The organism is Nocardia sp. NPDC046763 (assembly GCF_040645495.1).
Classification (GTDB): Bacteria; Actinomycetota; Actinomycetes; order Mycobacteriales; family Mycobacteriaceae; genus Nocardia.
The window spans coordinates 23227-38509 of the sequence record NZ_JBEYYI010000027.1 but is presented as its reverse complement, the minus strand read 5'-3'; the positions used below and the strand labels follow the sequence as shown (position 1 = coordinate 38509).

Here is a 15283-nt window from a genome sequence, read left to right as displayed (position 1 = left end):
GGTCGGCCTACACACAGGGGTGGTGTGGGACCTGATCGCCGCGGTCTGCCCGGTGGTGCGGGTGAGCGGTGCCCGCCGGTTCGGTACCCAGCGTCTCCAGGGCGGTGGTCATGGCGGTGACAATGGATTCGACGGTAGGATGGTCGAAAAGTTCGGCGGCGTAGATCATTTCGCCGTGGATCCCGGCCTGGTCGCCGTCGGGGGTGTACTCCTCACGCAGGTTGAGTAGGAGTTCCCAAGGGGTGTGGCGGACCGGGACCGGGCGGTGGCGGATGGTCAGTTCGGCTCCGGCTGTGGCGATTTCGGCTCCGCGAAGGTAGGTGACCATGACTTGAAAAAGCGGGTGGTGGGTTCGGGAGCGGGGTGGGTTGAGGAGTTCGACGAGGTTGTCGAACGGGAACTCCTTGTTGTCGTAGGCGGCGAGGACGCGTTCGCGGACCTGTTGGACGAGGTCGGAGTGGGGCGGGTCGCCGGAGAGGTCGACGCGGACGATCGCGGTGTCGACTACGCAGCCGACCAGGTCCTGCAGGCCCTCGGCGTCGCGGGCGCTCAGGGCGACGCCGATGGGCAGGTCGGGGCCCGCGCCCCGGTCGTGCAGGGCGAGAGCGAGGGCGGTGTGGACGAGCATGTAGATGCTGGCCCGGTGGGTACGAGCGGTGCGGGCGAGGGCGCGGTGGGTGGCGGCGTCGAGGTGGACGGGGACGGCTGCCGCGATGTTCTCCCGACGCTCGGCGCGCGGGCGATCGGTGGGCAGCACCGGATGTGGTGGCAGACCGTCGAGTGCGGTGCGCCAGTAGCGCGCCTGCCGGGTCAGCAGGCCCCCGTGCGCGCCGGCGGCGTCGAGCGTTTGCCTCACCCACAGGGTGTAGTCCGCGAACTGTGTTGCCGGAGTGCGCCAATGGGGTGCTTGCCCGGTAGCACGCGCACGGTAGGCGGTGAGCAGGTCCCGCTGGAGTACGGCCAGGGATTCGCCGTCGCCGGCGGCGTGGTGAAGTACGCCGAGTAGGACGTGATGCTCCGGGCTCGAGCGGTAGAGCCGGATGCGCAGAGGTGGTTCGGTGGTGAGGTCGAAGCCGCGTTGCAGCTCGGAATCGATGGTTCTATCGATGGTTTCGCTGTCAAGGACGTCCACGACGCGGAAATCCGGCCGCGCGGACTCCATGGGCAGGATGCGCTGAATGGGACCGTCCAGAGCATAGGGCAGGACGGTTCGCAGGATTTCGTGCCGCTCGACCAGATCGTTCACCGCCGCCGCCACCGCCGTCACATCGAGCGGCCCGCGCAGCTCGAGTCCGGTGGCGATCAGATAGTCGGGGCGGTTGCCGCTGAGATAGTTCACGGTCCACAGCCTCTGCTGTGCGGGCGCGAGCGGGATCGGGTCGGTGCGGTGCACGGCGGCGATGCGCTGCGGGAGATCCCCGGGTTCGCGCCGATCCAGGGTCTGCTCGAGGGCGGCGATGGTCGGCGATTCGAACAGATCGCGCAGCGATACCGCGACGCCGAGTGCGGACCGCAAGCCTGCGACGACGCGGATCGCGGACAGCGAGTTGCCGCCGAGCGCGAAGAAGTCATCGGTGACACCGACTTCCACCACACCCAGCGCCCGCGCGAACGTCATCGCGATGACCTGCTGCCGTTGTGTGCGAACCGGAACGTGATCGCCGGCGACGGGCATCGGCAATGCGCCGACATCGAGCTTGCCGATGGGAGTCAATGGCAATTCGTCCAAGGCCACGATCGCCGACGGAACCAGGTACGACGGCAGGGCCGCTGCCAGCCGGGTCCGCAGCGCGGCGGTGTCGACGGTGCTGTCCCCGACGACGTGCGCGATGAGCGACTGTCCGCTCGCGGCCCGGCGCGCCGTGACGATCGCCGCGGTGATGCCGGGTTCACGCCGGATGGCCGCCTCGACCTCTCCGGGTTCGACGCGAAAACCGTTGATCTTCAACTGCCGGTCGGCACGGCCGAGGAAGTGCAGCCGGCCGTGGGTGCCCCAGCGCCCGAGATCACCGGTGCGGTACATGCGCGCACCGGCCGGGCCGAACGGGTCGGCGACGAAGCGTTCCGCGGTGCGGGCCGGGTCCCGGTGGTAGCCGTTGGCGAGTCCCGCGCCGGACAGGTAGATCTCCCCGGTTACCCCGGCGGGTACCGGTCGCAGGCCCGAGTCCAGTACCGCGACCCGGGTATTGTCAGCCGGGTGTCCGATCGGGACCGGACTGTCCGGCGACATGTCGTCCGGGATGGCGAAGTAGAGCGCGAAGCTGGTCGCCTCGACCGGCCCGTACAGATTTCTCACCACGGGCGGGCGCTCGCCCCGCCGTACCGTCGCGGCGGCGTGCGGCGGCAGCACATCCCCGGCGGACGCGATCATCCGCAGTTCGGCGAGCTCATTCGGAATCTGCTCTGCGAGTAGGTGAAACAGGCCCGGCGGCAGCATGATCGAGGTGACCTGGCCGGCTCGCAGCACTTCGGTGTAGTCGTGCACATCGAGGACGCCGGGTCGCGCGAGCACCACGGTGTGGCCGTTGAGCAGCGGCAGCCACAGCTCCCACACCACCATGTCCCAGGTGTAGGGCAGATGCATCAGCATCCGCTGGTGCCCTTCGTCCCGGCCGATCCGGTCGCGGGCGCGCGCCACGATATTGCGGTGGGTGACCTCGACGCCCTTGGATGCCCCGGTCGATCCGGAGGTGAACATGAGCGTGGCCACGGCATCGGCCGGCACGGCGACGCCGAGATCGCTGTCGTCGAACTCGGTTGCCGCACCGTCGAGTTCATGTATCACCAGTTCGGCACCGGTGAACGCCAGCAGCCGTCGCACGTGCGCGGGCGGGTAGCGGTCGCTCAGCGGTACGCATACCGCGCCCAACTTGGCGATGGCGAGAAAAACGACGACGAGATCGACCGAGCGGGGCAATGCGATGCCGATCGGCACGCCCGGGCCCGCACCGCGGGTGCGCAGCCAGCGGGCGACCTGATTGGCGCGCGCGTTCAACTCGACGTAGGTGAGCTCCGCACCGTCGCACCAGAGCGCGACATCGTGTGGGTGCGCCCGTACGGTCGCCTCGAAACACTCTGCGAGCCCGCCATTATCGAGTTCGGTCGCCGCGCCGCGTCCGGCGGCGAGCAGCTCGGCCCGATGCGCGGGCGGCAGTAGGTCGAGTTGCCCCACCGGGGACTGTCGCGATGCGGTGAGCGCCGCCGCGGCGGCTAGGATGCGCGACCACAGCTCGTCGACCTCGGTGAGGGCATCGACCTGCTCGAGCTGCACCGCGATTCGGAAGGTCAGCGCGCCCGCACCGGGCTCCACGATGACGGTCAGCGGGAAATGTGTTCCGCCGAGAACATTCACCGAGGTCACCCGGAAGTCCGCGTCGGGGTCGTCGAGCAGAGCGGTATCGAGGGGGAAGTTCTCGAAGACGAGCGAGGTGTCGAACAGGTCGCTCACGCTCTCCGCCGCCAGGATGTCGGGCAGCCCGAGATGGTCGTGCTCCATCAACGCCACGCGTTCCCGCTGAATCCGGACCGCGAGTTCGAGTGGCGTTTCCGACGTGCGCGAGCGCACCCGCAGCGGCACGGTATTCATGAGCAGCCCGACGACGCCGTCCAGATCGCCGCCGTCGCGGCCGGAGACGGTGATGCCGAAGACGACGTCATCGCTTCCGGTCAGATTCGACATCACCAGCGCCCACAGCGCCTGGATCATCGAGTTGAGCGTCAGCCCGTGCGCCGCCGCCTGTTCGCGCAGCGCGGTGACCGTGGCGGCGGGCAGGACGAAGCTGCGCTCGTCGGGTCGCCGCCACCGCCGCTGGTCGACACGTGCGACCTTGCACGGCTCGGCTCCGGCGAGGGCCTCCGCCCAGGCCCGACGCGCAACGTCGCGGTCCTGCGCCGCGGACCATTCCAGGAAGGCCGTGAACGGTGTGGCAGCGGGCAATTCGAGGCCACGGTAGCCCAGCAGCAGTTCACGGAGCAGGATGCCCAGCGACCAGCCGTCGAGCAGCGCATGGTGATGCGTCACCAGCAGAGTGGCGGAGTTCGGCGCGGTGCGAACGAGAGTGACCGTGAGCAGCGGACCCACCAGCGGATCCGTGTGGGCGTCCTCGGCGCGCACCCGCTCCACCGCGTCGTCCCGCTCACCGGAGGTCTCATCGTCGAGATCCACTACCCGCCAGGGCAACTCGACGTCCGTGCGAATCTCGTATTCCGGTGTGTCGCCATCCACGACGAACCGGCCCAGCAGGTGTGGATGCCGGTCGAGCACCGCGCGCAGGGCGGCGCTCAGCCGCTCCGCGTCGATCGGGCCGTCCACCCTCAGCGCAACCTGTACGAGATAGGGGTCCTCGCCTTCCCCGTCCTGGTACAGCGAGTGGAACAGCAGCCCGGCCTGTAAGGGCGTCGCGGGCAGGAAGGCACGGCCGTCGCGCATGGTGAGCGGGTTCACCGCCGCTCGGGCGGGCTCCGGCGCAGGCGTCCCGACCGTGCGCGCCAGCGCACGAATACTCTGGTGTTCGAACACATCCCGCGGCGTGATCGCGATCCCGGCGGCACGGGCGCGGTCCGACAGCCGGATGGCGAGGATGCTGTCTCCGCCGACGGCGAAGAAGCCGTCGTCGACGCCGAAACCGTTGTGCCCGAGCACCTCCGCGAATACCGCGTGCAGCCGTTCCTCGGCCTCGCCGCGCGGCGAGGCGCCGCCGGCGGGTGCCGTGCCATCGCTGGTGAGCGCGTGCAGGGCGCGTTCGTCGATCTTGCCGTTGGGGGTCGTCGGGATGGCGTCGACCGCCACGATGATGGACGGAACGGCATGCGCGGGAAGCTGTTCGGCGATCGCGGTGCGCACCGCGCCGATGTCGACACCCGGGCCGGCGACATAGGCGGCCAGCCGCCGGTCACCCGGCCGGTGTTCGATGGTCAGCACCACCGCCGCACGTACCGCCGGGAGTGCGCACAGGGCCGCCTCGATCTCGCCCGGTTCGATGCGGAAGCCACGGATCTTCACCTGCCGATCTGCTCGCCCGAGGTATTCGAGCGTCCCGCTCTCGGTCCACCGCGCCACATCGCCGCTGCGATACATGACGGTGCCGGACCCACCGAAGGGATCGGCGGTGAAACGCACGGCGGTGCGGCCCGGCTGGCGCAGATATCCCGCGGCGACGCCGGGACCGGCGACATAGAGCTCGCCCGGCACGCCGGGCGCGGCGGGGCGCAGTGCGGCGTCGAGGACGTACACAGCCAGATCCGGTATAGCCGTGCCGATTTCGCCCGCGGACGCCGTGCCTGCCAACGGCGTGCCGGTGGTGAACACCGTCGTCTCGGTAATTCCGTACATATTGACCAGGCGCGGCGCCCGTGGATCATGCCGTGTCCACCACTCGGCCAGCCGCCACGGCTCCACCGGCTCACCGCCGAACAGCACGTAACGTAGTGCGAGCCGGTCGCTTTCGGCCGGCCGGCTCGCCTCGGCGTCGACCAGCATTCCGAAGGCGGACGGCGTCTGGTTGAGCACCGTAACCCGTTGCGTCACCAGCAGTTCGAGAAACTCGCGCGGCGACCGCGCCGTCTCGGCGTCGACGATGACGAGCCTGCCGCCATGGCCCAGCGCTCCCCAGATCTCCCATACCGAGAAGTCGAATGCCGTGGAGTGGAACAGGGTCCAGACGTCATCGGGCCCGAACTCGAACCACGGCCGGGTCGCCGTGAGCAGCCGGACCACATTGGCGTGCGTGACCACCACGCCCTTCGGGCGGCCGGTCGTACCGGAGGTGTGAATCACGTAGGCGGGGAACTGCGGAGAGCGCAGGACGGCGGGCTCGCTCGGAACGACCTGCGCGGGGTCCCCGATGCGCAGGACGGGCGCGGCCGAGATCCCCTCCGGGAGTTCGACTCCAGCACCGGTGAGCACGAGCGCCGGTGCCGCATCGTCGAGGATTGCCCGCAGCCGCCACCGCGGATAGCTCGGATCGAGCGGAACATAGGCGGCACCCGCGCGCAGCACCGCGACAATGGCGACGATGAGGTCCATGGAGCGCGGTAGTGCCAGGCCGACGAATTTCCCCGGGCCGACGCCGGATCCGGCAATGATCCGGGACAGTCCGCGAGCCCGCTCGTCGAGTTCGGCATAGGTGAGATGCTCGCCGCCATGGGCCACGGCGATGGACCCGCCGTTCGCGGCCACCATGCGCTCGAATCGATCGACGAGCGTCTCGGTCACCTCGGCGGCGGCCGAGGGCCCGGCCGGATCCGATGTGGGCCGCAGCATGCCGAGCGGGAGTTCCTCCGGGGCCACGGCCAGGGCGGCAATGGTCTCGGTGAGCCGGTGGTGGTGCGCGGCGAGGTCGCGCTCGGAGTACCGCAACGCCGTCGATTCCAGCACCACCGACAGCGCCGGATCGCCGTTGTCATAGACGCTGATGTTCAGATTGTCCGAGCGTCCGGCCGCCAAATGCCGCAGGGAGGCGGATTCGGATCCGAAGCGCAGATCCTTCTGCATGGGCATCACATTGACGGTGGGCCCGAGGATGCCGCCTTCGAGCCCGCTCCCGCCCAGATCGGCGAGCATATCGCCGTATTGGAAACGCTGGTGGCGCAGGATGATCATGGATTCGGCGCGCACGGCGGCGAGTAGCTCGCCGAGGGTGGCGGCCGGATCGACCGTGATCCGCAGTGGCAGGATGTTCGCCGTCATGCCGAGTGCGTGCCGGGAGCGCTTGGCGGGTACGGCCAAACCGACAGTGACCGTACGGGTGCCCGAATCCGCGTGCAGCAGCAACGCGATGGCGGCGAGCAGCCACACCGGCCACGGGGTCCCGGTGGCATCCGCCCGGGCGCGCAGTGTCTTCCACTCGGCTTCGGCGAGCACTCCGGCCTGCCGGAGGAAACGATTGCCGTCCGCGGCCGACGGCGCGGCGGCGAACTGCGGTGGGTCGTACGACCCGCCGATCGCGAGCCGCTGCGCCCAGAATTCGCGGTCGGCCGCGAACCGCGTGGAAGTCCGGAACCGCTCGTCCTCGGCGACCAGATCCGCCACCCGGTCGAATACCGATTCCGGCACCGGACGCCCGTCGAGCAGCGCGGTGTAGGTGTCGGCGACGCGCCGGATGAAGGCGGCCGAGGACGCCCCGTCGATCACCATGTGATGTGAGCGAATGAACCACAGCGTGCCCGCCTCGCCGACATCGAGCAGATGGTGTTCGAACAGCGGCGCGCGCCCCAGGTCGAATGGCCGCTGCAGGGCCGCCTCCATGAACCGCAACGCCTCCCCGTGCGCGTCCGCGGCGGCGCGGAAGCTGTTGCGGTGCAAGGGCCAGTCCGGCACCTCCTCCACCACCTGCACGAGCGATCCGTCGGCCTCGGTGTCGAAGCGCACGCGCAGTGATTCCGCCCCGGCGGTGACGAGGCGCAGTGCCCGTTCGAACACCTCCTCGTCGAGCGCGCCGTGAATCTGCACGTAGCCGCCGACGATCAGACGCTGCCCGGTGTCGTCGAGTTGCTGTGCGACCCAGGCGTGTTGCTGCGCACGGGTCAGCGGTAGGCGCCGGGTCATGCTAGCTCCTCGATGGTCGCGTGTGGACGGCGGGCGATGGCGGTCAGCAGTTCCCGCATGGTGGCCCCGATCTCGGCCGCCTGTGATTCGTCGAAAACACTTTGGAGATAACCAATTCGGACTCTCAGCTCGGGTCCCGGATCGACGATGACCGACAGCGGATAGTGGGTGGCGTCGGTGAGTTCGAGGCGTGCGCCGGTCACGCCGTGCAGGGCGGCGACCGCGGCGCTGAGTTGCTCGGCGTCCACCGGATAGGACTCGAAGACCAGCACCGTATCGAACAGCAGGTCGCGCAGGCCCGCGGCGGCGTGGATCTCGGTCAGCCCGAGTTGGTGGTGTTCGATCATCTCGGCCTGTTCGGCCTGCACCGCGCGCAGCAGATCCGCCACGGACGTGCTCGGACCGAATTGCACGCGTACCGGCACGGTGTTGATACACAGTCCGACAATGGATTCCACGCCGGGCAGCGCGGCCGGGCGACCGGAGACGGTCACCCCGAAGACCACGTCACCGCGTCCGAGCCTACGTCCCAGCAGGATCGCCCAGACCACCTGCACCACGGTGTTGACAGTGACGCCGAGTTCGGCGGCGGACCCACCTAGTGCGCCGGTGGTCTCCGCGTCGAGGGACCAGCGGTATTCCCCTGTCGTGACCGTGGTTTCGCGGGTGCGGGCGGCCGGGGCGACCAGGGTCAGCGCGCTCACGCCGTCGAGGACTCGCCGCCAGGCCCGGGTGGATGCGGCCGCGTCCCGGCCGTGGTTCCAGGCGAGATAGTCGCGGAAGGATCCGGCCGGTGCGGGCAGTTGCTCCCCACCGGTGTAGAGCGCGAGCAGATCGCGCAGCATCAGCGGTACCGACCAGCCGTCGAACAGGATGTGGTGGTAGGTCACGATCAGCACCGGCTCGGCCTCCGCGACACGCGCGAGCGTGAAGCGCAGCAGCGGCGGACGGGCCGGATCGAATCGACGTGCACGCTCCTGTGCGGCCAGCTCCACGAGATCGTCCGCGCTGGCCAGATCTACCTCACGCCAGGGCAATTCGACTGTTTCGGGCACCACCTGTAGGGGCTTTCCCGAAGCATCGAAGACGAAGGCCGCACGCAGGTTCGCATAGCGCTGCAGGATGCGCTGCCCGGCCTGTCGCAGCCGATCGCGGTCGATCGCCCCACCGGGCCGCAACACCGTCTGCACGTTGTAGACATCGGCGACGCCGGGCGCGGCCGGCGTCGCTATGACGGCGTGGACGAACAGCCCCGACTGCAAAGGCGCGAGCGGCCACACGTCGGTAAGCGGGCCGTAGTCCTGCTCCCAGCCGGTGATGTCGTCGCGGCTCACCCGCACCAGCGGGAAATCCGACGGCGTGTGCCCGCCCGCCTGTTCGCCCCGGGCGTGCATGGCGATGGCTCCGAGCGCGGTCACCCACAGCTGCGCCAGCTCCGAGACCGCCGCCTCGTCGAGAAGCGTGGTGGGATAGGTGAATCCGGCGCGCAGCCGGGTGCCCGTCACGATCGCGTTCACGTCGATGACGGCAGCCGCGGGCAGGTCCGGATCCGGGTCGGCAGCCGGTGCCGCGAGCACTCCCGCACCCAGGTCGTCGACGCGGCCCAGGTAGTTGAAGCCGACCTGTCCGGGCATCGCCGCCGGGAGCTGTTCGGCGGCATCGGGATTCAGGTAGCGCAGCAATCCGTAGCCGATGCCGTGATCAGGGATGGCACGCAGCTGTTCCTTGATCGTCTTGAGCACGTCGCCGATCGCATCGGTCCCGGCCAGCGCCGCCTCGATATCGATCTCACGAATGTCGAGCCGAACCGGGTACAGCGAGGTGAACCATCCCACGGTGCGGGACAGGTCCGCGCCCGGCGCGATCTGTTCCTCGCGCCCGTGGCCTTCCAGCCGCAGCAGGGAAGCCGGAGCGTGCGTGCCCCACCGGGCACGCCAGACCGTGAGCGCGACGGCCAGCGCGGCGATCAGGACCTCGTCGACACCCGCGTGGAAGCGTGCGGGGACGGTCCGCACGAGCGCCTCGGTCACCGTTTCGTCCACGGCGACCTCGACCGTCCGGAGCCGAGAGGCGAGATCGACGGCGGGATCCAGCGACCGATAGCCCAGCGGGGGATCCGGTGTCGCGCACACCCGCCGCCAGAATTCGAGCTCGGCGGCCCGCTCCGGTGCGTGCGCCGCGTCGACCAGACCGTGCGCCCAGCTGCGCATGGAGGTCCCCACCCGATCCAACTGCGGCACCGTGCCACTCGCGGCACTCGCGAGGGCCGCGAACAGGTCGGGTAGCAGGATGCGCCAGGAGACGCCGTCCACGGCAAGATGGTGCACGGAGATGATCAATCGGCCCGGCACACTCCCCCGCTCGGCATCGAGCCGGACGAACTGCACCATCACCCCGGCGGCGGGATCGAGGCGATCCAACGCGGCATCGAGTTCCGCGGTGACGAGCTCGCGCAGGGCATCGGCGTCCGCGGCATCCTCGAAGGTGCCGCGGTGCACCAGCTCCGACGCATCGAGCGCATCCGTCGACATGGTCTCGAATCGCCATTCGCCGGAGTCGCGGAACAACCTGCTGCGCAACATATCGTGCCGCTCGATCAGCGCCGAGACGGCCTGGATCAAGTGATCGTGCCCGGTCTGAGCGGGCAGTTCGATGGTGAGGGTCTGATTGACCCGGCGGAAACCGCCGCCACGTTCGGCCAGCCACCGGACCACGGGCGTCAGTGGCATATCGCCGATCCCGCCTCCGGGCAATTCCGGCAGCAGGCGAGGCGCGTCGGCATCCGCCTCCGGTGTCCGTGCGACAGCGGCGATCCCGGCCACCGTCCGGCGCTCGAACACCTCGCGCGGCGTGAAGTGCAGGCCGCGAGCCCGCGCCCGGGAAGCCAGCTGAATGGAGATGATGCTGTCCCCGCCGAGCGCGAAGAACGAGTCGTCCACACCCGGCCGGTCGACACCGAGCACCTCGGTGAAGAGCTCGGCCACCACCTGTTCGGCGGGGGTCCGGGGTGCCCGATCCGAGCGCGACACCGGGACGGGATCGGGCAGCGCGGCCACGTCCAGCTTGCCGTTGCCGGTCAGCGGCAGCGTATCGACCAGCACGATGGCGGCCGGTCGCATATAGACGGGAACACGCTGTGCGATATGCGTTTCCAATGACTCTTCCGCGGGCGCGGTCCCAGCGGCGGGTACCACATAGGCGATCAGGCGTGCCGATCCGGAATCCCCGGCCCGGACCACGACGACCGCCCGAGCCACCGACTCGTGCTCGAGCAGCACGGCCTCGATCTCCCCCGGTTCGATGCGGTAGCCGCGAATCTTCACCTGCTGGTCGCCGCGGCCGAGATATTCGAGGTGCCCGTCACCGTTCCAGCGCGCCAGATCACCGGTGCGATACATGCGGGCACCGGGCGCACCGAACGGATCGGCGACATAGCGCTCCGCGGAGGTCGCGGCGCGAGCGTGATAACCACGGGCGAGTTGGGATCCCGTGAGATAGATCTCGCCGCGCGCGCCGACCGGCGTCGGCCGCAGGCGCGAATCCAGCACGCGCACAGTCATTCCCGGTAGGCCACGACCGATGACGCTGGCCCGTTCGGACCCGGCGTGCCCACGGTCCACCGCGAAGTGGGTGGCATGCACTGTCGCCTCGGTGATGCCGTACAGGTTCGAGATTCGGGCCTTCCCCGCCCGATCCGTGTCGTACCACACCCGCAGACTGCGTGGATCCAGCGCTTCGCCACCGAGCACGATATGCCGTAGCGCGGGCACGGCGGTGGGACGCAGGCCGGTGTCGAGCAGTGCACCGAAGGCCGAGGGTGTCTGGCTCAGCACCGTAATACCCTCGCGCGCCAGGAGTTCGGCGAACTCCTCCGGCGAACGTGTCATCTCGGCGTCCACGACGACGAGCGTGCCGCCGCTCGCGAGCGCACCCCACATCTCCCACACCGAGAAGTCGAAGGCATGCGAGTGGAACATGGTCCACACATCGGTGTGGTCGGTATCGACCAGACCCCCCGTCGCGGCGAGCATGCCGACGACATTGCGATGCGTCACGCTCACGCCCTTGGGACGCCCCGTGGAACCCGAGGTGTACAGCACGTAGGCGATATTGTCCGGGCCCGGCGCGATCGAGATGATTTCGTCGCCGTTGGCGCCGCCGCGGTCGGCACCGTCGAGCACCAGGCACGGCCGGTGGCTCGCAGGCAGTGCCGCACGGTCGGCGGCCGTGGTCACGACGCAGACCGGGTTCGTCTCCCCGAGGATGAATTCGAGCCGCTGCGGCGGATTGCCGAGGTCGAGCGGAACGTAGCCCGCGCCCGATTTGAGTACTCCGAGGAGCGCCACAATCAGCTCCACCGAACGTGAAACACCCACGGCTACCAGCGATTCCACGCCGACGCCATGAGCCGCGAGAGCGCGGGCCAAGTCATCGGATGCCTCGTCGAGGTCGTGATAGGTCAACGCGCGGTCGCCGAATCGCACCGCGAGGGCCTCTCCGCGCGCCGCGGCCCGGGCACGGAACAGGTCCACCAGCGTCACGTCCGGCACCGGCGCGGCGGGGCGCTGCCAGTCCCGCACCTGGTTGCGTTCCACCTCACCGAGCGGATCGATCTGCGCCACAGCGATATTCGGATTCGCGGCGAGCGCCGCCAGCACGCGGGTCAACCGTTCTCCCAGTCGGGACACGGTCTCCGCGTCAAGCAGTTCGGGCCACCAGGAGGCCAGCAGGTGCAGGCGATCGGTGTGCCGGACGGTCAGCGTCAGCGCGTAGTGCGTCGCCTCCCTGGACTGGAATCCGCCGATCGGCAGACCGGCGAATGCGAGGGCGTCCGAACGCAGTTTCGCCTCGTCGACGGGGTAGGACTCGACGACCAGGAGCGTGTCGAACAGGTTCCGCTCACCGACACCGGTCTGGGCGCTGATCTCCGGCAGGCCCAGGTGGTGGTGGGCCGTCAGTTCGAACTGCTCACGCTGTACGCGGCGCAGCAGCACGCCCACGGACTCGCCCGGGGTCAGTCGAATGCGCACCGGGATCGTATTGATGAACAATCCGACAATGTTCTCGACACCCGCGAGCTCGGCGGGGCGGCCGGAGACCGTGGTGCCGAAGAGGATGTCGTCACGATCGGTGCTGCGCGCCAGCAGGATTGCCCAGGCCGCCTGCACGACGGTATTGATCGTCACCTCGAACTCGGCCGCCAGTCGGGTCAGCGCCCGGGTCTGCGCCTCGTCCAGGTCGAACGCCCGCTCCTGGGGCAGGCCGGTGGGAGCGTGCACCGCGGCGGTGTCCGCGAGCAGCGTCGGCTCCGTGACCCCGGCCAGCGCTGTGCCCCACACCCGCAGCGAGAGCGAGTTGTCCTGCCGGGCCAGCCATTCCACATAGCGGCGGTAAGGATGTGGAGGTTCGACCGCGAGACCGGCGTAACCGGCCATGATCTCGCGCAGCAGCAGCGGGATGGACCAGCCGTCCAGGAGCAGGTGGTGGCAGGTCACGGCGAACCGGGTCCGTCCGTCGCCGAGGCGGAGTAGAAGGAAGCGCAGCAGCGGCGGGGCGGTGAGGTCGAATGGCATGGTGCGTTCGGCGTCGAGGAGGCGCTCGTCCTCGCCGGCCGCGTCGGACAGCTCGACCTCGCGCCAGGGCAGGACCACATCGCCGGTGACGATCTGGACGGGGGCCCCGGCGGCATCCACCTCGAAGGCGGTGCGCAGGTTGGCATGTCGCTCCAGCACCGCCGCCGCGGCCGACCGCAGCCGCGACGCGTCGACCGTGCCCTCCAGATCCAGCACCAGCTGCACCGTGTACACGTCGACCGCGTCCGGATCGAACAGGGCGTGGAACATCATGCCGGACTGCAGCGGCGTAGCCGGCCACACCTCGCTCAGTGTCGGGTACCGCTGTTCCCAGGTGTCGATATCGCCCTGTGTGACGGTCACGAGCGGGAAGTCGGACGGGGTGTGCCCGCCGCCGGTATGCGGATTGCGCGCGTGCCGTGCGACGGCATCGAGCGCCGCACGCCAGAGCTCGACCAGTTCGTCGCCCGCGGACTCGCCGAATATGCCGCGCGCATAACCGAAGCCGGTCACCAGACGGTGGCCGAGGACGATGGAATCCACTTCCACGGCGCCCAGCGCGCCACGGCCGGCGTCGGGACGAATGGCCAGCATGCCGAAGTCGGTGGAGGGCAGGAAGCCGATTCCGGCGAGCTCCTCCGGAATGTCGAGGCCGGTGATGTGCCCGAAGTAGTTGAACGAGATCTCCCCCGGCTCGCCCGGCGGCAGCGCGGCGGCGGTGTCCTCGTTCAGGTATCCGAGCAGGCCGTAGCCGAAGCCATTGTGCGGCGCTGCCCGCAGCTGTTCCTTGACGGCCTTGATCGCGACTCCCATGGCCGGGCCGCCGCCGAAGGCATCGTCGAGATCCACTCCGGTCAGGTCCAGCCGCGCCGGGACGATGGAGGTGAACCAGCCGACGGTGCGAGACAGTTCCGTCCCGGGCACCGCATCCTGTTCGCGGCCATGGCCTTCCAGGCGCAGCAGCACCGACCGCTCGTCCTCGCCGCGCCGCGACCGCCAGCGCGTCACCGCCAGCGCGAGTGCCGTCAGCAGCGCGTCCGCGACGCGGGCCCGGTAGCGCTCCGGAATGGCGGTGAGGATGGCGGCGGTGTCGCGTTCGTCGAGTTCGACGGAGGTGTGCGCTACGTCGACTGCCATATCGCGGTGTGGATCGAAGGGCCGCTCACCGAAGGACGGCGCCGGGCCCTCGACGATCTCGCGCCAGAGCGGCAGCTCGGCGGTGAGCGCCTCGGTGTGCGCGGTGTCGACGAGCGCGTGCGCCCATCGGCGCATCGATGTTCCGACCGCGGGCAGCCGCGGGATGTTCCCCGCCGCGACCGCCGCCCATGCGGCAATGAAGTCGGGCAACAGGATTCGCCAGGAGACGCCGTCGACGGCGATGTGGTGGGCAACGATGACGAGCATTCCGGGGGCGGTGACCGAATCCGGTGTCAGCCAGACGAACCGCAGTACCGCGCCGACGGACGGGTCGATCCGGTCGATGGCCGAGTTCAGTTCGGCTTCGGCGAGTGCCCGGAGTTCATCACCGGTGAGGTCGGCGTCGTAGGCAACCTGGTGGATGAGGGAGTCCACATCGATGCTGCCCGGCGGCGTGACCAGCGCATGCCAGTCCCCCGTGCCGTCGCGGTAGAGCCGCGAGCGCAGCATGTCGTGGTGATCGACGACCGCGGAGATGGTGGAAACCAGTGCGCCGCGATCGATTCCGGTCGGCAGGTCCAATGTCATGGACTGGCAGAAACGATCGAAGGTGCCACCGCGCTCGACCAGGAACCGGAGGACCGGGTTGAGCGGCAATTCGCCGACACCGCCGCCCGGCAGTTCGGCGAGCGGCGGAATCTGCTCTCCGCCCGCGGTTTCGGCAATGGCCGCCAGACGGGCGACGGTGCGGTGCTCGTAGACCTGTTGCGCGGTCACCGCGATACCGCGCGACCGTGCCCGCGACACCAGCAGGATCGACATGATGCTGTCGCCGCCGAGCGCGAAGAAGGAGTCGTCCACACCGATGCCGTCCCGGCCGAGCACCTCGGCATAGGCGGCGGCGAGCGCGGTTTCGGTGTCGGTGCGCGGGGCACGGAAGGCCACCGTCTCGACCTCGGGTGCGGGCAGGGCCTTTCGATCCACCTTGCCGGAAGGGGTCACCGGTAGTGCGGGCAGACCGATGATC

2 protein-coding genes (1 of these 2 cut by a window edge) are annotated in these 15283 nt (G+C 69.5%); both read right to left on the bottom strand.

Annotated features, from left to right (window positions below; all coding sequences use genetic code 11):
• Nucleotides 1-7 precede the first annotated feature (7 nt).
• Entirely contained in the window at nucleotides 8-7546 is a 7539-nt protein-coding gene (locus ABZ909_RS33285; protein ID WP_357007686.1) for an amino acid adenylation domain-containing protein, read from the bottom strand.
• Nucleotides 7543-15283: the 3' portion of an amino acid adenylation domain-containing protein gene (locus ABZ909_RS33280; protein WP_357007683.1), read on the bottom strand. Its footprint extends 2702 nt past the window's final position; only the last 7741 of its 10443 coding nucleotides appear in the window; the start codon falls outside the window, past its right edge; the stop codon is at nucleotides 7543-7545. Before ABZ909_RS33280 ends, ABZ909_RS33285 begins: the two co-directional genes overlap by 4 nt.

Bases quoted from the DNA above. Each gene is read 5' to 3' on its own strand.
- ABZ909_RS33285 (WP_357007686.1), bottom strand. From the start codon at position 7,546: ATGACCCGGCGCCTACCGCTGACCCGTGCGCAGCAACACGCCTGGGTC.